The 17,754-nt window shown below is 71.9% G+C and carries 18 protein-coding genes; 10 read left to right on the forward strand and 8 right to left on the reverse strand.

Annotated elements, in window-relative coordinates:
- Positions 1–15: 15 nt before the first annotated feature.
- The 3 genes from rlmC to GJR97_RS05320 form a co-directional block, all read right to left on the reverse strand.
- Complete coding sequence (gene rlmC, locus GJR97_RS05310; protein ID WP_324613182.1) at positions 16–1,152, reverse strand: 23S rRNA (uracil(747)-C(5))-methyltransferase RlmC; 1,137 nt, start codon at positions 1,150–1,152, stop codon at positions 16–18.
- 84 nt (positions 1,153–1,236) lie between these two features.
- The gene (locus GJR97_RS05315; protein ID WP_154345479.1) at positions 1,237–2,859 is read right to left on the reverse strand and encodes an ABC transporter permease; all 1,623 of its coding nucleotides are present in this window, start codon (positions 2,857–2,859) and stop codon (positions 1,237–1,239) included.
- Between the two features lie 5 nt (positions 2,860–2,864).
- Positions 2,865–3,824, reverse strand: a complete 960-nt coding sequence (locus GJR97_RS05320) for an ABC transporter ATP-binding protein (protein WP_154345480.1) — start codon at positions 3,822–3,824, stop codon at positions 2,865–2,867.
- A gap of 125 nt (positions 3,825–3,949) precedes the next feature.
- Here GJR97_RS05320 and GJR97_RS05325 point away from each other — a divergent pair, with 125 nt between their 5' ends.
- The gene (locus GJR97_RS05325; protein ID WP_154345481.1) at positions 3,950–4,348 is read left to right on the forward strand and encodes a hypothetical protein; all 399 of its coding nucleotides are present in this window, start codon (positions 3,950–3,952) and stop codon (positions 4,346–4,348) included.
- Between the two features lie 68 nt (positions 4,349–4,416).
- On the opposite strand, the gene GJR97_RS05330 is transcribed toward GJR97_RS05325, so the two are convergent.
- Positions 4,417–5,085, reverse strand: a complete 669-nt coding sequence (locus tag GJR97_RS05330; RefSeq protein ID WP_129233667.1) for a potassium channel family protein — start codon at positions 5,083–5,085, stop codon at positions 4,417–4,419.
- On the reverse strand, positions 5,078–6,520 hold the full coding sequence (locus GJR97_RS05335) for a TrkH family potassium uptake protein (RefSeq protein ID WP_154345482.1): 1,443 nt from the start codon (positions 6,518–6,520) through the stop codon (positions 5,078–5,080). Before GJR97_RS05335 ends, GJR97_RS05330 begins: the two co-directional genes overlap by 8 nt.
- 70 nt (positions 6,521–6,590) lie before the next feature.
- On the opposite strand from GJR97_RS05335, the gene GJR97_RS05340 reads away from it, so the two are divergent.
- On the forward strand, positions 6,591–7,031 hold the full coding sequence (locus GJR97_RS05340; RefSeq protein WP_154345483.1) for an ArsR/SmtB family transcription factor: 441 nt from the start codon (positions 6,591–6,593) through the stop codon (positions 7,029–7,031).
- A 21-nt stretch (positions 7,032–7,052) separates the two neighbouring features.
- Here GJR97_RS05340 and GJR97_RS05345 read toward each other — a convergent pair whose 3' ends face one another.
- On the reverse strand, positions 7,053–7,562 hold the full coding sequence (locus GJR97_RS05345; protein WP_154345484.1) for a GNAT family N-acetyltransferase: 510 nt from the start codon (positions 7,560–7,562) through the stop codon (positions 7,053–7,055).
- A gap of 138 nt (positions 7,563–7,700) precedes the next feature.
- On the opposite strand from GJR97_RS05345, the gene GJR97_RS05350 reads away from it, so the two are divergent.
- The gene (locus tag GJR97_RS05350; RefSeq protein ID WP_003792170.1) at positions 7,701–7,799 is read left to right on the forward strand and encodes a 30S ribosomal protein bS22; all 99 of its coding nucleotides are present in this window, start codon (positions 7,701–7,703) and stop codon (positions 7,797–7,799) included.
- A gap of 121 nt (positions 7,800–7,920) precedes the next feature.
- A complete protein-coding gene (locus tag GJR97_RS05355; RefSeq protein WP_324613183.1) occupies positions 7,921–8,202 on the forward strand; it encodes a glutaredoxin family protein in 282 nt (93 codons plus the stop codon).
- A gap of 20 nt (positions 8,203–8,222) precedes the next feature.
- Here GJR97_RS05355 and GJR97_RS05360 read toward each other — a convergent pair whose 3' ends face one another.
- On the reverse strand, positions 8,223–9,473 hold the full coding sequence (locus GJR97_RS05360) for a cation:proton antiporter (protein WP_324613184.1): 1,251 nt from the start codon (positions 9,471–9,473) through the stop codon (positions 8,223–8,225).
- A gap of 314 nt (positions 9,474–9,787) precedes the next feature.
- Here GJR97_RS05360 and GJR97_RS05365 point away from each other — a divergent pair, with 314 nt between their 5' ends.
- The gene (locus tag GJR97_RS05365) at positions 9,788–10,756 is read left to right on the forward strand and encodes an endonuclease domain-containing protein (RefSeq protein ID WP_324613185.1); all 969 of its coding nucleotides are present in this window, start codon (positions 9,788–9,790) and stop codon (positions 10,754–10,756) included.
- A gap of 90 nt (positions 10,757–10,846) precedes the next feature.
- Here the strand turns inward: GJR97_RS05365 and aspS are convergent, their stop codons facing one another.
- Positions 10,847–12,190, reverse strand: a complete 1,344-nt coding sequence (gene aspS, locus GJR97_RS05370; protein ID WP_324613186.1) for an aspartate--tRNA(Asn) ligase — start codon at positions 12,188–12,190, stop codon at positions 10,847–10,849.
- A 220-nt stretch (positions 12,191–12,410) separates the two neighbouring features.
- Between aspS and GJR97_RS05375 the strand changes: the two genes are divergently transcribed.
- From GJR97_RS05375 to ccsB, 5 genes are read left to right on the forward strand one after another with little or no spacing between them, the layout of a single operon-like run.
- Positions 12,411–13,055 (forward strand): histidine phosphatase family protein, encoded by a 645-nt coding sequence (locus tag GJR97_RS05375; protein ID WP_324613187.1) that lies wholly within the window; start codon positions 12,411–12,413, stop codon positions 13,053–13,055.
- Positions 13,055–13,654, forward strand: a complete 600-nt coding sequence (locus GJR97_RS05380; RefSeq protein WP_154345487.1) for a TlpA family protein disulfide reductase — start codon at positions 13,055–13,057, stop codon at positions 13,652–13,654. Before GJR97_RS05375 ends, GJR97_RS05380 begins: the two co-directional genes overlap by 1 nt.
- Before the next feature lie 14 nt (positions 13,655–13,668).
- Positions 13,669–14,421: a cytochrome c biogenesis CcdA family protein gene (locus GJR97_RS05385; RefSeq protein WP_154345488.1), complete on the forward strand. Its 753-nt coding sequence runs from the start codon at positions 13,669–13,671 to the stop codon at positions 14,419–14,421.
- Positions 14,422–14,470: 49 nt separating this feature from the next.
- The gene (gene resB, locus GJR97_RS05390) at positions 14,471–16,168 is read left to right on the forward strand and encodes a cytochrome c biogenesis protein ResB (protein ID WP_154345506.1); all 1,698 of its coding nucleotides are present in this window, start codon (positions 14,471–14,473) and stop codon (positions 16,166–16,168) included.
- Between the two features lie 51 nt (positions 16,169–16,219).
- On the forward strand, positions 16,220–17,266 hold the full coding sequence (gene ccsB, locus GJR97_RS05395) for a c-type cytochrome biogenesis protein CcsB (protein ID WP_154345507.1): 1,047 nt from the start codon (positions 16,220–16,222) through the stop codon (positions 17,264–17,266).
- Positions 17,267–17,754 lie beyond the last annotated feature (488 nt).

Here is a 17,754-nt window from a genome sequence, read left to right on the forward strand (position 1 = left end):
CGGCGCCTCGCGGTCCTACCCGGCAGGTGAGACGCGCTCGAGCAGCACCATGACCTCGAAGTGCGTCGTCTGCGGGAACATGTCGAACACGCGGGCCCTCACCGGCCGGAGCGACGGCATCGCGGCGAGGTCCCTCGCGAGCGACGCGACGTTGCAGCTCGAGTAGAGCACGTGCGCGGCGTCCGACCGCTCGAGCCAGCCCGCGAGGTCCGCCCCGATCCCGCGGCGGGGCGGGTTCACGACGACGAGGTCGGGGGCGGATGGCGCGGCCAGCGCGAACTCGGTCGCGTCGCCCGCGGCGAAGCGCACGCGCGAGAGCGCGGCATCCGTCCGGCTCAGTTCGGCGCTCGCGACCGCCTCGACGCTCGTCTCGATGCCGGTGACGGCGGTGTCGCCGCCGGCGAGGTGCAGCGCGAAGCCGCCGACGCCCGAGTACAGGTCCCACGCGTCCTCGGGTGCGAGGTCGCTGATCCAGTCGCGGGCCTCGCCGTAGAGCGCTTCGGCGATCGCGGTGTTCGTCTGGAAGAAGCTCTGCGGCCGCAGGTGCATGGTCACGTCGTTGAGGCGCATGGGCAGCGTGTCCGCCTCGGTGAGCAGGACCTCGTCGGAGCCCTCGAGCACGGCCTTGTGCTCGGGAAGCAGGTTCGCGGTGACGACGCGCGCCTGCGGGAGCTCGGCGAGCAGCGTCGGCAGGTGCTTGCGCATGCGGCCGAGCGGCTCGGTCGAGCGGAGCACGAACCGCACCATGAGCTCGCCGTCGGGCGACTCGGTGACGATGAGGTGCTTCAGCTCGCCGCGGCGGACGCTCACGTCGTACGGGGTGATCCGGGCGAGCGTGATGAACCGGGCGAGCACGGGGAACGCCGCCCGATGGCCGGGGGAGCAGATGCCGCACGCCTGCAGGTCGACGCCGTGGCCGTCGGCGTCGAGGATGCCGATCGTCGGCGCGTCGACGGTGCCGCCGACGACCATCTTGGCCTTGTTGCGGTAGTCGCGCTCACCGCTCGCGACCGGCGGCAGCCAGGCGGGCACGTCGAAGGGAGCGAGCAGTTCCTCGGCGTGCGCCTGCTTCTCGTCGAGCTGCACCGGGTACGGGCGCCCCATGAGCGAGCACGACCGGCATCGCCCCGCGTCGAAGTAGGCGCAGTCCACCCGTCAAGGCTACGCGGATGCCGGGGGCGGGAGCTCGACGCCCGCAGCCGGACGTTCGGGCAGGCGACGGGCGCTCACGGCGGGTCAGCCGTCGGTCGTGAGCTCGCGCCGCCCCATCGCGGCGACCGCCAGGGCGACCGCAGCGGCCGAGACGCCGAGCATCCAGAACCCGCCCGTCCAGTCGACCTCCCCGCCGACCGGCAGCGGAGCGTGGGCGAACGGGGACAGGTCGTGCACCCAGTCGGGCAGGCCGAGGATCTCGCCGAAGATGCCGAAGAACGCGCCGGCGGCGAGCAGCGCCCATCCCACCGGGATGGTGAGTCGCGGCGCCAGGACGAAGACGAGCAGGCCCAGGCCGAGGAAGACGAGCGCGGCCGGCGCCTGCGCGAGGGCCGACTTCAGCGCGTTCTCCGCCGAGGCGGCGGGGTCGTCCGCCGCGAGCGAGCCGAGCAGCGCCCCGCCCGCCGCGAGCACCAGGATCAGGACGATCGCGAGCGCGCCGACGAGCGCGTACCCGCCGAGCCATGCGCGCCGCGGCACGGGCGCCGCGAGCACCGGCTCCGCGGACCCGTGCGCCTCCTCCTGGCGTGCGCGCATGACGGCCTGCAGCGCGGCGGCGGCTGCGAGGATGCCCACCATCGAGAAGAACGTGACCGTGAACGCCTCCTCGAGTGACGCGCTGGGGCCGGCGACCTGCCGGAGCGTGTCCGCGATCGCCGGCGCATCCGTGCCGATCTGGTCCACGAGCGGCGTGAGCGTGGTCGCGAGCGCACCCGCGAGCACGGCGCCGACGGCCCACGAGGCGATCGCGCCGACGTTCAGCCGCCATGCGAGCCCCACGTTCCCGCGCAGCATCGGGCCGGCCGTGGCGCGCCCGGCGCGCCCGGGCAGCAGGCTCGCGCCGCTGTCTCGGGCGGACTGGAACATGAACACCAGCCCGATGAGCACCGCGGCCAGTCCGACCGAGAGCAGCAGCGGCGCGAGGTCGTTCGCGGCGAACGGCTCGGTGCGCTGCGCCCACCCGATCGGCGAGAGCCAGCTCGGCCACGCCGCGGTCCGGACCAGCCCGTCATCGGATGCCTCGCCGAGCGCGTCGCCGAGACCGCGGACGAGGTAGGCGGCCAGCACGAGCGAGACCGACAGCGCGTTCGCGCTCCGCGACGTGCGGAACAACTGCGCCGCGACGAGGCCGATGGCGAGGAAGGCGACGCCGGTCGCGCCGACGGCGATGCCGGCGACCGCCGAGCCCGAGGCATCCAGCCCGCTCGCCATGAACGCCCCGGCGACGGCGATCGCGAGGAGCAGGTTCGCCAGGACGCCGTGGACCACGGTGGCCACCGTGGGGAGCGTGCGTGCCGCCGGGGTCGCGGCGACCAGCTCGGCACGGCTCTGCTCCTCGTCGCCGCGGGTGTGCCGCACCGCGAGGAACGTGCTCATCAGGCCCGCCAGGAGGGCGAGGAAGGCGAGGATGAGGAACACCGCGAACTCGCCCTCGCCCGCGCCGTTCGGCGTGCCGCGGAAGATCAGGATCGCCGGCGCGACGATCGTCAGCCGCAGGATGGCCTCGCGTTCGGTCTCGTCGCCGAACGTGCTGCCCACCGCGGCGGTCGCCATGAGCGCGAGGCCCGCGGTGCCGACGATCCAGAGCGCCAGCTGCAGCCGGTCGCGACGTGCGCGCTGCGCGAGGAGCGGGAGCAGCAGTCCCATCGGGCTCACCTCGGGGCCCCGGCTCCGGTCGTCGGCGCCGACGGCGGAGCATCCGCCATCGCCGGATCGTCGCCGTAGTGGCGCAGGAAGAGCTCCTCGAGGGAGGGCGGCGCCACCGTCAGCCCCTCCACGCCGAGCCGTCCGAGTTCGGGCAGCAGCGCGGCGACGCGATCGCTGTCGGCCGTGAACTGCACGCGCCCCGCGCTCACGACGACGTCGTGCGCGCCGTCGAGCGACTCGACGGCGGACTCCTGGCCCGGCACGTGCGCGAAGGCGACCGAGGACCGGGTCAGGTGGCGGAGGTCGGCGAGGGTGCCCGTCTCGACCCGACGCCCGGCCCGGATGATGCTCACGCGGTCGCAGAGCGCCTCGACCTCGGAGAGGATGTGGCTCGACAGCAGCACCGTCGCGCCGCCCGCCGCGGCGCGGGCGATCTCGCGGTTGAAGACCTGCTCCATGAGCGGGTCGAGCCCGCTCGTCGGCTCGTCGAGGATGTACAGCTCGGCGGGGGTCGCGAACGCGGCGACCAGGGCGACCTTCTGGCGATTGCCCTTCGAGTAGGCCCGACCCTTCTTGCGCGGGTCGAGCTGGAACGCCTCGACCAGCCGCGCCTTCCGCTCCGCGTAGACGGCCCGGTCCGCGGTTCCGCCGCGCAGCCGCGAGAGCAGGTCGATCGCCTCGCCGCCCGACAGGTTGGGCCAGAGGCTCACGTCGCCGGGCACGTACGCGACCCGACGGTGCAGCTCGGCCGCATCCCGCCACGGATCGCGATCGAAGAGCCGTGCCTCACCGCCGCTCGCCCTCGCGAGGCCCAGCAGGATGCGGATCGTCGTGGACTTGCCCGCGCCGTTCGGCCCGAGGAAGCCGTGGATCTCGCCCGACGCCACCTCGAGGTCGAGCCCGTCCAGGGCGACGGTGCGACCGAAGTGCTTCTCGAGACCGCGGATGCTGATGACGCTGCCCATGGCCGCGATGCTACGCGTGTGCCCGCGCACGCCACCAGCGGCGCGCGACGCGGCACGTCGACGGGTCCGCCGCGACCTCCCCACCGCGTCGTCCTGCGGCTCGGATCGCGGGTACGCTCAGCGCCATGGACCCGCTCGACGTCATCGCCCTCGCCGGCGAGGTCATCGCGTGGGTCGCCCTGGCGGCAGGCGGCGTGCTGCTGCTCGCCTTCGCGTTCGCGCGCATGGCGGACGGGGCATGGGATGCGATCGAGGTCGCGATCGTGGAGCGCGACGACGGCACCGTGGTGCGCTGGTTCGCCGGCGGGGAGTTCCACGAGCGACCCGTCGAACCGGGCGAGGAGCCGAAGCCCGATTCCGAGGACGGCGAGCCGCTCGCCTGGGTGCGTCGGCGGAGTCCCGACCGGCTGCGGTTCGAGGCCGCGTCGCATCTGCCCCGCGTGCTCGGCACGATCGCGGTGATCCTGGTCGGGATCGGCATCGTGGCCACGGTCGCGTCGACGGTCGCCGGCGTCGTCGGCTGAGCGCGAGGCGACGCGGTGACGCGAGCCCGGGGCGCTGCCGCGCCGACGCATGCGCCCCGCGGCATCCGCTACTCGAGCGCCGCGAACTTCTCGATGTCGCCCTCGGTGCCCGACACGATGATGAGGTCGTGGTTGGACACGACCGTCTTCTCGGTCGCGTACGTGAACGGCTTGCCGGGGCTCTTCACGCCGACGACGGTCACGTTGTGGCGGGAGCGGACGCCCGAGTCGGTGAGGTTCTTCCCACGGATCGGCTTCGGCGGGTACATCTTCACGAGGGCGAAGTCGTCGTCGAACTCGATGAAGTCCAGCATGCGACCCGACACCAGGTGCGCTGTCCGCTCCCCGGCCTCGCGCTCGGGGTAGATGACGTGGTTCGCGCCGATGCGCTCCAGGATCTTGCCGTGCGAGGTCGAGATCGCCTTCGCCCAGATCTGCGGGATCTTGAGGTCGACGAGGTTCGCCGTGATGAGCACCGACGCCTCGACGGACGAGCCGACGGCGCACACCGCGATCGAGAACTCCTGCGCGCCGATCTGCTTCAGCGCGTCGAGGGACTTCGCGTCGGCGACGACGGCGTGCGTGACGCGCTCGGCCCACTTCTGCACGAGGCCCTCGTCCTCGTCGACGGCGAGCACCTCGCGGCCGAGGCGGTCGAGCTGGCCGGCGGTGGCCGCCCCGAACCGGCCGAGTCCGATGACGAGCACTGGGGCGTCGTGCTTGATGCGATCAACCAACGATGGGCCTCTCTTCCGGTCGTCTGAACAGCTGGCGCTTCTGCGCGGCCGCGAGGGCCGCCGCGAGGGTGACCGTGCCCACGCGTCCCATGAACATGGTCGCAGCCATCACGTACTTCCCCTCGGGCGGCAACGACTCGGTGAGCCCGGTCGAGAGCCCGCAGGTGGCGAACGCCGAGATCACGTCGAACAGCACGAAGTCGAGCGCCGACTTCGTGATCTGGGTGATGATCACGGTCGAGACGGCCACGATGGTCGCGCCCCAGAGCACGACGCTGACGGCGAGGCGCAGGATGTCGCGGGGGATGCGCCGCCCGAATGCCTCCATCGCCGGCGCACCGCGCGCCTCCGCGTACGCCGCGAGGAACAGCACGGCGAGCGTGGTCACCTTGATGCCGCCCGCCGTCGAGGCGGAGCCGCCGCCGACGAACATCAGCATGTCGGTGACGAGCAGGCTCGAGCCGTAGAGGTCGGCCATGTCGATCGTCGAGAAGCCGCCGGACCGGGTCATCGTCGACATGAAGAACGCCTCGTAGAAGGTCTTCACGAAGCTGAGGCCGCCGTACGTCTTCGGGTTGTTGTACTCGAGCACCAGGAACGTGACCGCGCCCGCGATCCACAGCACGATCGTCGTGGTCAGGGTGAGCTTGACGTGGACGCCCCAGCGGCGCGGGCTCTTCCACGTGCGCAGCAGGGCGAAGATCACCGGGAACCCGAGGCTGCCGAGGAACACCGCGAGCATCATCAGCGACTGGAACCAGTAGTCGTCGAAGAACTCGACCGGGCCGAGCGGGTTCGGGTTGAAGCCCGTGTTCGTGAACGCGCTCACCGCGTAGTAGGCCGAGTACCAGACGCTCGTGCCGAAGTCATATCCCTTGGCGAGCACGCTCGGGATCATGCCGAGCATGATCACGGCCTCGATCGACAGCGTGCTGATCGCGACCGTCGCGAGCAGGCCGCCGACCTCGCCGAGTCGCACCGCCTGCCGCTCGGACACCGGTCCCGCGTGCACGCGCGACGGGTTCGTGTCGCTCGCGGCCATGAGCCTGGCACGCAGGCCGAGCCGCCGCGAGACGACGAGGCCGAGGATCGACGCCAGCGTCAGCACGCCCATGCCGCCGACGTTCATGCCGAGGAAGATGATCCCGTTGCCGAAGGGCGACCAGTGCGTCGCCATGTCGACGGTGGTGAGGCCGGTGACGCAGATCGTGGAGACCGCAGTGAAGAGCGCGTCGTAGAGCGGGGTGCCGCGGCCCTCGCCGGCGCGTGCGATCGGGAGCGACAGCAGCATCGTCGTGATGAGGATCAGCGCGGCGAAGACGAGGATCGCGAATCGCGAGGGCGAGCTCTTCACGAGCACGTCGAAGGCGTCGCGTACACCGCCGAGCCATGAGCGCCGGGCCGGGCCCCGACGACCCACGGTGTTCGAGGCCATCCGCCCTCCTCCGCTCGACGCGAGAGTCATGGTACTCCCCGCCTCCGGCGCGACTGGCTACCCTTGCACCATGGCGGACATCTTCGACGTGGTGGCGGATCCGACCCGGCGCGACATCCTCGGCGTGCTCCTCGACCGGGAGACCTCGCAGCCCGAGTCCGGCGGGGAGATCAGCGTCGGCGAGATCGTCACGGCGCTCGGCGTGAGCCAGCCGACCGTGTCGAAGCACCTGAAGGTCCTGCGCGAGTCCGGCCTGGTCGGGGTGCGCGAGGAGGGCCAGCATCGCTATTACCACCTCGACCGAGCGCCGCTGGAGCGTCTCGAGGACTGGTTGATCCCCTTCGTGACGACGGATGCCGCGGCCGACGCGGCGACCCTGGCCGGCGCGGACGCCGGCGCCGACGAGACCCTGAACGACGACCAGCGGGCATTCGCGTCGGCCCTTGGGAAGGCCTTCGCCGACACGGCCCGCCAGGTCACGGCGGTGGTCGGCGCGAAGCGCCGGCGGTGATCGCCGAGCGTCCGCGGCGGGTCAGCGCAGGCGCTTCACCATCTCGAGTTCGAGCCCGCCGGGATCGAGTTCGTACTCCCGGCTGTGGCCCGTGTAGGCGAAGCCGCGGCGCTCGTAGTAGCGACGCGCCCGCGGGTTGTCCTCGTGCACCTCGAGGCGGAGCGTGTCGGCGCGGCCGACCGCCCACCGCTCGATCTCGTCGAGCAGCGCGTCGGTCACGCCCGAGCCCCCGCCCCGTCGCTCGGGCGTGACGTAGACGCCGACGAGCAGCGGCCCGGTCGCGGCATCCGGCACGTAGCAGCCCATCGTGCCGACCCAGCGGCCGCCCTCGATCGCGACGATGACGGTCTGCGTGGCCGATTCGCCGCGCTTCGCGCGCGTGCGCCACTCGGCTTCGTCGAACTCGATCGCCCGCTCGTATCGGTCGCCGAAGGCGATCGGGGTGTCGCGGAGCATCTCGAGACGGAGGTCGCGGACCTCTCGCCAGTCGTCCTCGCGTGTGGTCCGGATGACGAGTTCGGGTCGGGCCATCACCCGAACCTAGCGGATGCCGCGGGGCGGCCGGATCGATCCGGACGCCGCCTCACGGTCGAATGGGCTAGACTACCGCGGGGCGTTTCCGCCCACGGCTGCGGCACGCGCGGCCGACCCGATCTTTGTGAGGTTTTCGTGGGTTCCGTCATCAAGAAGCGTCGCAAGCGCATGGCGAAGAAGAAGCACCGCAAGCTGCTTCGCAAGACGCGCCACCAGCGTCGCAACAAGAAGTAGTCGCGCAGCGACCACGGCAGGGCGCCGGGCCTTCGGCCTGGCGCTTTTCGCTGCCCGCGGCGCGATCCGCACCTCGCACGGCGGCGGGGGAACCTGCGGGTGCGCGACGTATCCTGTCGGGGTGAACCCGACGCTCCGCGACATCCGCCTCACCCTCATCGGCAAGCCCGGATGCCACCTCTGCGACGACGCGCGAGAGGTCGTCGCGTGCGTCCGCGAGGAACTCGCCGCGACGCCGGGGTCGCCGCGCACCACGCTCGAGGAGCGCTCGATCGTCGACGACGAGGCGCTTCGCGCGCGGTACGCCGAGGAGATCCCCGTGCTGCTCATCGACGACGAGGTGCACGGCTACTGGCGCCTCGATCCCGTTCGGCTCAAGACCGCGCTGCTCGCGCGCGGCTGAGTCCGCCGCGGTCGGCCGCGTCAGTCGTCCGAGGCGTCGGGTGGGCGGATGCTGCCGCGCCGACCGACCTCCGGGGTGTCGAGCCACGTCGCGCGCGCCTCCCGGTCGGCCGCCTCGCGGCGCGCGAACCAGCCGGCGATGGGCACGTCGGTCGACGAGTGCGCGACGATCGAGAGCACGATCGCGACGACGACGACGTGGAACATGAAGTCCGCCTCGGGCGCACCGCTCTGGAGGACGAGCAGGCCGTACAGCACCGAGGCGAACCCCTTCGGGCCGAACCAGGCCGCCGTGGCGCGCTCCTCCCACGGCAGCCCGCTGCCGATGAGCGAGAGCTCGACCGCGGCCGGGCGGGCGAGCACCATCAGCAGCACGCCGAAGAGGTATGCCGTCCACGGCACGGAGGCGAGCAGTTCGGGTGAGATGAGCGCGCCGAACATCAGGATGGCGAGGAGCTTCATCAGCTCTGAGAACTGCCCGCCGAACTCGGCGAACGCGTCGCGCATCTCGGGGGCGGCGGTCGCGATGGTCATGCCGGCTGCGTACGCGGCGAGGTAGAGGTTCGCGTGCGTGACGGTGCAGATCCCGAGCACGATGAGCGCGACCGCGACCGGCGTGAGCGACGCGTACAGCGGCGTGCGCGAGAACACCCGGCGACGCACCAGCCACGCCACGATGAGCGGGACCGCGATGCCGACCGCGATCCCGAGCGCGAGCTCCTCAGCCAGCACGAGCGGCTCGACCTCCGGCCCGCCGACGGTCGCGATGAGGATCAGCACCACCGGCAGCGCCAGGCCGTCGTTGAGCCCCGACTCGACGCCGAGCAGGTGGCGCACGCGGTGCGGGATCTCGGCGCGACCGACGATCGCCGACGCGAACACCGGGTCGGTGGGCGCGAGCACCGCCGCGACCAGGGCCGCCTCGAGCCAGCCGAAGCCGAGCAGCCACACACCGAGCAGGGTCGTGATCACGAACGTGATCGGCATGCCGAGCAGGAGCGCCCTGCCGGGCAGCCGCCACGCGGCGCGCAGCTGCTGCAGCGCGACCTCCTGTCCGTCGGTGAAGAGCACGACGAACAGGGCCAGCGATGAGACCGTGGTGACGGTGGGGTCCGTCGGGGTCAGCACGATGACGTCGAGCATCCCGCTGCCCAGGACGAATCCGGCGACGAGGAACAGCACCGTCGTCGAGAGCACCGTGCGGTGCGCGATCCCGGAGATCAGGATCGCGGCGAGCAGCACGAGAGCGAACGACAGCAGCAGGGCATCCACAGGCCCGAGTCTGCCGAACCCGGCGTCCGCCTGTCACGCACCCCGCCGCATCCGCCCGCCTGCCCGCCCCGCCTCCCCGCCCCGCCCCGCCGCCCCCGCCCCGCCCCGCCGCCCCCGCCCCCGCCCCCGCCCCCGCCCCCGCCCACCGAGATGACGCGAACTGCGCTCCCGGCGCCCGTTCAGCGCCGTTCGCGTCATCTCGCGGAGGGCTTGCCGGAGACGACCCGTCCTCCACAGGGAGCGGGCATCGCGGGGAGCGCCCGGCTTGGGCGGAATGGTCGAGCGTCACGGGCCGCGCGGACGAGGGTTGCGGGGTGGGCGCACGCACGGGACTGCCGGAGGAGCTCGCCGGAACGGCGTTCTCGGTCGCGCGGGCGCGCCGCGCCGGGGTCGGAGCGGGTCGGCTCCGGGGCTCCGACCTGGCCCGTCCGTTCCACGGCGTGCGGCTGCCGGCATCCGTCGACCTCGACGTGCTCGCCGTCTGCCGCGCCTACGCCGAGCGCATGCGGCCCTGCGAGGCGTTCAGCCACCGCACGGCCGGCGCCCTCCACGGGCTCCCCGTCGCGGGTCGGCGGCCCGACGGCACGATCGACGTCGCCGCCGTGGAGCCCAACGGCCTGCCACGTGCACGCGGCGTCCGCGGGCATCGCATCCGCCCCGAGTTCGTGCGGGTCGGCACGATCCACGGGGTTCGGGTGGTCTCCGCGATCGACGCGTGGTGCCAGCTGGCCGGCGAGCTGACGGAGCGCGAGCTCGTCGTCATCGGCGACGCGCTGGTCCGTCGGCGGCACCCGTCGGCGACGCTCGACGGCCTGCAGCGTGCCGTGGCGCGCACGGCCGGCCGCCGCGGGCACCGCCGCCTCGTGAGGGCGCTCTCGCGCGTGAGGCCCCGTACCGATTCGCCCGCGGAGACCCTGCTCCGACTCGACCTCGTCGACGCCGGACTGCCCGAGCCCGACGTCAACGTGCCGATCCACGACGCGTCGGGGCGGCAGATCGCCATCGGGGACCTCGTCTACGCGCGCTGGCGCGTGCTCGTCGAGTACGACGGCGAGCACCACCGGAACGACCGCGCCCAGTACTCCCGCGACGTCGACCGGCTCGACGACCTCGCCCATGCGGGATGGCGCGTGATCCGGTTCAACGCGGCCCACCGCGGCCGGCGGCGGGTCGACCGTATCGACCGCGTCCGCGCGGCGCTCATCGCCGCCGGCTGGGGCCCAGTCGAGCTGAGCCCCGTCGAGCTGAGCCCCGTCGAGCTGAGGCCCGCCGCACCGAGATGACGCGAATCGCGGTTCCGGCGACGCCGGACGACCGTTCGCGTCATCTCAGCGCGCGGGAGGCCGGCGGGCGGGCGCGCGGGGCAGGTGCGGCTAGGGGAGCAGGCGGGTCGGGCCGCGGAAGAGGTACGTGGTCTCCCGGATCGAGTGCTCGTCGAGCATGAGCATCATGAGGCGCGCGAGGCCCATGCCGAACCCGCCGTGCGGCGGGACGCCGTAGCGGAAGAAGTCGAGGTAGAACCCGAGCTCCTCGGGATCGAGACCCTTCTCCTTCGCCTGCTCGACGAGGATGTCGATGCGGTGCTCGCGCTGCGCGCCCGTCGAGATCTCGACGCCGTTGTAGATGAGGTCGTACGAGTTGGTGATGCTCGGGTCGCCCTCGCGGCGCATGTGGTAGAACGGCCGGATGCTCGAGGCGTAGTCGGTGAGGAACACGAAGTCGTGCCCGTAGGCCTCCTTCACGTACGCCGAGATCTGGCGCTCGCCCTCGGGGTCCATGTCGGCGTCGGCGCGGGGCACGACGTAGCCGCGCGACGCGACGATCTCCTTGGCCTCGGCCAGGGGGATGCGCGGGAACGGCGTGGTCGGCACCGTGACCTCGACACCGAAGAGCTCGCGGATCTCGTCGGCGTGCTTGGCGACCACGGCCGTGAAGCCATGCACGAGGAGCTCCTCGTGCATGGCCATGACGTCCTCGTGCGAGTCGATCCAGCTCATCTCGGCGTCGATCGAGGTGAACTCGGTCGCATGGCGCGAGGTGAACGACGGGTCGGCGCGGAAGGCGGGGCCGACCTCGAAGACGCGGCCGAGGCCCGCCGGCTGCGCCATCTGCTTGAAGAACTGCGGGCTCTGCGCGAGGTACGCCTTGCCCTCGAAGTAGCCGAGCTCGAACAGCTCGGCACGCGACTCCGAGGCCGAGGCCATGAGCTTCGGGGTCTGGATCTCGACCCAGTCGCGCTCGACCCAGTAGGTGCGGAGGGCGTGCAGGAAGGTCGTCTGCACGCGGAAGATGAGGTTCTGCTTCGGGTGGCGGAGGTCGAGGAAGCGCCAGTCCATGCGCTTGTCGAGGCTGGAGTCTGCCGCGATCGGAGTCTCTTCCGCCTCGGTGACGACCTCGAGCGTCTCGATCTTCACCTCGAGCCCGCCGAGCTTGACGCGCTCGTCGTGCTTGAGCTGCCCCGTGACGGTGATGAACGTGCCGTGGCCGAGCGCCGAGATCTGCTCGGTGAGCGCGAACGCCTCGGCCGCTCCGACGCTGACGCCCTCGGGGTCGAGCTCGCGCACGGCGGGGTTCACGAGCTGGACCGCCCCCGACTCGTCGCGCAGGATGATGAACTGCACCTTCTTCTGATCCCGGACCGTCTCGACCCAGCCGGCGACGGTGACCGGCCCGTCGGGAAGGGCGGCGAGCTGCTTGACGAGGGTGCGCGTGTTCACGACAGGCCATCCTACCGGCCGGGGATTCGGCGCCCGACCGGCCGGGCTCGCGGCATCCGCCCCGCATCCACGACTCGCCTTCGCCCACCCGAGTGTCCAGGAGATGCGAGATCGCATCCCGACATCCGGCAGTCCCAGGACACTCGCCGCGTTCGGACGGCGGCGCGGCTCGGAAGGCGCACGGCGGATTCCTAGGGAACCGCTTCGTAGACTGGGGGGCGTGCCGGCCGAGCAGATCCATCTCGTGCGCCACGGCGAGGTCTTCAACCCGCAGGGCGTGCTCTACGGCCGACTCCCCGGATTCGGGCTGAGCGACCTCGGCCGCGCGATGGCGGAGTCCGCCGCCGCCGACCTCGTCGCCCGCAAGCGGCCCGTCGCCGCGCTCGTCTCCTCCCCGCTGCAGCGCACGCAGCAGTCGGCCGAGCCGATCGCGAAGGCGTTCGGGCTCGAACCGACGCTCGACGAGCGCATCATCGAGCCGACGAACCGATTCGAGGGCAAGCGGATGTCGGGGCGCGACTCCGCCCTCCGCGACGTGCGCAACTGGGCCTTCCTGGTCAACCCGTGGGAGCCGAGCTGGGGCGAGCCGTTCCGCTCGATCGCCGACCGCATGGTCGAGGCGATGTCGCATGCCGCCGATTCCGTCGACGAGGGCGACGTCGTGATGGTCAGCCACCAGCTGCCGATCTGGATGGTGCACCGCCGCGTCGCCGGCCGGTCGCTCGCCCACGACCCGCGTCGCCGCCGCTGCGCGCTCTCGAGCATCACGACGTTCGAGCGCCGCGGCGCCCGGTTCGTCGAGGTCGGCTACCGCGACCCCGCCGCGGGGCTCCAGTCGCGGGCCACCGACGTGGGGGCGGTGTGATGCGCGCACGCAGGACCGCGGCGCTCGGCGCGCTCGCCGTGGCATCCGTCATCGCCCTGGCCGGCTGCTCGAGCGACCCGCTCGCCGAGCAGTACCGCGAGGGCAGCGGCAAGGGCTACATCGCCGGCGACGGCACGATCGCCGAATTCCCGGCCGAGCAGCGCGGCGAGCCCGTCGAGTTCTCGGGGACGACGATCGAGGGCGACGCGCTCGGCTCCGGCGACCTGACGGGTGAGGTGGTCGTCGTCAACTTCTGGTACGCGGGCTGCGCGCCGTGCCGCGCCGAGGCGCCCCTGCTCCAGGAGGTCTTCGAGGAGTTCGACGGGAACGGTGCGGCGTTCGTCGGCGTGAACGTCCGCGACCAGGCCGCGACCGCGGCATCCTTCGAGGAGGGCTTCGGCATCACCTACCCCTCGATCGTCGACGCGAACGACGGCGCCGTGCAGTACGCCTTCGCGGGCGACGTGCCGCCTGCGGCCGTCCCCACGACCCTCGTGCTCGACGCCGAGGGGCGGGTGGCCGCGCGCATCCTCGGGCAGCTGAAGGACGCGTCGATCCTCGAGACCATCGTGCGCGACGTCATCGCCGAGCAGGCGTAGCGAGCGGCGCGGGAATGGACCTCGGGGAGATCGTCTTCAGCGGGCAGCTGCTCGCCGCGTTGCCGATCGCGCTCGCCGCGGGGCTCGTGTCGTTCCTCTCGCCGTGCGTGCTGCCGCTCGTGCCCGGGTACCTCGGCTACCTGGGCGGGTTCGCCGACGCCTCCGCCGAGGCCGACGAGGCCCGCCGCGCGCGCCGCCGACTGCTCCTCGGCGTGCTCCTCTTCATCGCGGGCTTCACGCTCGTGTTCCTCGTCTTCACGACCGCGTTCGGCGTGCTCGGCGCGTGGCTCGCACGGTGGTCCGACCTGATCATCCGGGTGCTCGGCGTGGTGCTCATCCTCATGGGCCTCGTCTTCATCGGGCAGTTCACCTTCCTGCAGCGCACGTTCAAGCCGTCGTGGCGACCGGCGACCGGACTCGCGGGCGCGCCGCTGCTCGGGATCGTGTTCGGCCTCGGGTGGACGCCCTGCATCGGCCCGACGCTCGCGGTCGTGCTCGCGCTCAGCGCGGACTCGGCATCGGCGGGTCGCGGCGCGCTGCTCGGCCTGGCGTACTGCATCGGCCTCGGCATCCCGTTCGTGCTCGTCGCGCTCGGCTTCGGCTGGGCGGCGAACGCGCTCGCGTTCGTGCGCCGGCACATCCGCGCCGTGAACCTCATCGGCGGCGCGCTGCTCGTCGCCATCGGCCTGCTGATGGTGTCGGGCCTCTGGACCATCTGGATGTACGAGTTGCAGGCGGTGATCAGTGGTTTCGTCCCGGCGATCTGAGGCTGAGCGAGCGGATGCCGCGTCCGCGCGCGACACGGGCGTCGACCCGATGCGGCCGGCCGACTACGACGACGGCACGGCGGCGGCAGGTCCGGTCGGCCCCGGGGCATCCGTCACCGCACCCCGGCTCGGGCCCGTCGAGTGGCTGCGCTTCGCGTGGCGCCAGCTCACGAGCATGCGCACGGCGCTGCTGCTCCTGCTGCTGCTCGCGATCGCCGCCGTACCGGGCTCGCTCGTGCCGCAGCGTTCGAGCGATCCGAACGGCGTCGTGCAGTACTTCGCCGACAACCCCGACCTCGCGCCGGTGCTCGACTCGTTCCAGATGTTCGACGTGTACACGTCGGTGTGGTTCTCGGCGATCTACCTGCTGCTGTTCGTCTCGCTCATCGGGTGCATCATCCCGCGCACGAAGCACCACCTCGAGGCGCTCCGGGCCCGTCCGCCGAAGACCCCGGCGCGGCTGTCTCGACTGTCGGCGTACACCGAGCGCGAGCTCGCCGACGCCGGGCCCGCGGGCGGCGACGCGGAGGCGGCGATCGCATCCGCGGCCGCCGCCCTCGGGAAGGCGGGCTACCGCGTCGAGCGCTACGACCAGCGCGGTGCCCCGTCGGTCTCGGCCGAGCGCGGCTACCTCCGAGAGACCGGCAACCTGGTCTTCCACACGGCGCTCGTCGGGGTGCTGGTCGCCGTCGCGATCGGCGGCGGATTCGGCTTCTCGGGCCAGCGGGTCATCGTCGAGGGCCAGTCGTTCGTGAACACCCTCGCGGCGTACGACTCGTTCAACCCGGGGCGGTTCTTCGACGACGGCCGGCTGACGCCCTATCGGCTGACGCTCGACGAGCTCGACGCGGTCTACGAGACCGAGAACACCGACGCGCTCGGCCAGCCGATCGACTTCACGGCGCACGTCACGATCGACGGACCGGACGGGGCGAACGAGCGGGACGTGAAGGTGAACGAGCCGCTGTACGAGTACGGCACCGACGTGTACCTGCTCGGGAACGGCTACGCGCCGACGATCACGGTGCGCGACCCCGACGGCGAGGTCGTCTTCACCGATTCGGTGCCGTTCCTGCCGCAGACGGCGAACCTCACCTCGATCGGCGTCGTCAAGGTGCCGGACGGCCTGTCCGAGCAGATCGGCCTCGTCGGCTTCTTCTACCCGACGCAGGACGTGCTCTCGACCGGCGCGTACACCTCGACCTACCCCGACCTCGTCTACCCGGTGCTCACGCTCAACGTGTACTCGGGCGACCTCGGCATCGACGACGGCACGCCCCGCTCGGTGTACCAGCTCGACACGAGCGGCATGGAACAGCTCACGGGCGGGCAGACGGGCGTCGATTCGGTCGAGCTCATGCCGGGCGAGTCGACCGAGCTGCCGAACGGGCTCGGCACGGTCGAGTTCGAGTCGGCGTCGCCGGATGCCGCGAGCGACGACTTCTCGCAGAGCGTGGCGCGCTTCGCCTCCTTCGACGTGCACCACGACCCGTCGCAGGTGTGGGTGCTGGTGTTCGCGCTGCTGATCCTCGGCGGGCTGCTGCTCTCGCTCTTCGTGCCGCGTCGGCGTGTGTGGGTCAAGGCCGTCACGCGGCCCGACGGACGTGTCGTGCTCGAGTACGCGGGCCTCGCGCGCGGCGACGACCCGGGTCTCGAGCGGGCGGTCGAGGAGTTCGCCGACCGCCACGCCGGCCCCGTCTCGTCGAGGGCCGAGGCCGCATCCGGGCCCGAGAATCCTTCGACGTAAGGTGGAACAGTGACGCTCGACGAGATCTCCATCATCGCGGTGTACTCGGCGATGGCCGTGTACGCGATCGCGTTCATCGCGTACGCGATCGACCTGGCCCGCCGGTCCGCCGCGTCGGCGCAGGCGACGGATGCCGCGGCTGCGGGCATCGCGGAGAACGCCGACCTCGGCGACGCGTCCGGGCGCGAGCCCGTGCTCCAGGGGGCGGCCGCATCCGCCCCCGCCGCGACCGCCGGCTCCGCCGACGGGACCCCGTCGTCGACGCCGCCCGCAGGCAGGGGAGCCGGCCGCCGCGGCGCCGGTGCGGGCGCCGCGCCATCCGTCGACTACGGCCGCTCGCCGTCGCTGCGCGTCGCCGTCGCGATGACGGTCATCGCCTGGGCGCTGCACCTTGCCGCGACCGTGCTCCGCGGCATCGCCGCGAGCCGTGTGCCCTGGGCCAACATGTACGAGTTCGCGCTCACCGGCACCCTCGTCATCACGACGGTGTTCCTGGTGGTGCTGCTCATCGCCAAGACCGACCTGCGATTCCTCGGCACGTTCGTGACCGGCCTCGTCCTGGTGCTGCTCGGCGTCGCGACCGTGAACTTCTACGTCAGCGTCGTGCCGCTGCCGCCCGCGCTGCAGTCGGTGTGGCTCGTGATCCACGTGTTCGTCGCCACGTCGGCCGTGGGGTTCTTCGCCCTCGGCTTCGCGCTCTCGGTCGTGCAGCTCATGCAGTCCCGTCGGGAGTCGATCGCCGCGACCGCCGACTCGGTGAAGAAGTCGTTCCTCGCGACCCTGCCCGACTCGACCGCGCTCGAGAACCTCGCGTACCGCGTGAACATCGTCGGCTTCATCCTCTGGACGTTCACGCTCATGGCCGGCGCGATCTGGGCCGAGAAGGCGTGGGGCCGGTACTGGGGCTGGGACACCAAGGAGGTGTGGACCTTCATCATCTGGGTGGTCTACGCCGGGTACATCCACGCGCGGGCGACCCGCGGATGGCGCGGCTCGCGCTCGGCGTGGCTCGCGATCATCGGCTTCTCCGCCGTGCTGTTCAACTTCACGGTCGTGAACCTGTTCTTCAAGGGCCTGCACGCGTACTCCGGCCTGTGATCCGCAGGCCCGTCGCGATCGTCATCGAGGGCTCCCGCCGGCTTCGGCCGCGGGGGCCCTCGACCGTCTCGCGGCGTGCGATCCAGGCCGGCGGATGGCGCGTGAAGGCCCGGCTCGAGTGGGGACCAGGGCGCGACACGCCCGGGATGCAGGTCCGATTTGCCCGGGCGTTCGGCGGCACGTAGATTCTTCTTCGTTGCCACGGCAGCCGGGAGCGAGAAGCTTTACGGAGCCGGACAGCGAATCCCAGCCAAACAGCCTCGTAGGCGCCTCGTGCGACTCGGTTGCTTCAAGCCTGGGAAGACGTATCACCCACCAACCGCTCGGCTTCGAGCGGGCTCCCGAACGCTCAGCGTTCGTGAAGCCGGTGGTGGTACTGTAGGGAAGTTGCCCCGGTGGGGTCGGCTCGGTTTCGAGTGGGCCTGTCGGGTGCGTCCGTTCCTTGAGAACTCAACAGCGTGCACTATGTTCAATGCCAATTTATTTGA

The sequence above is a fragment of the Agromyces kandeliae genome, assembly GCF_009674665.1.
GTDB classification, from domain to species: domain Bacteria; phylum Actinomycetota; class Actinomycetes; order Actinomycetales; family Microbacteriaceae; genus Agromyces; species Agromyces kandeliae.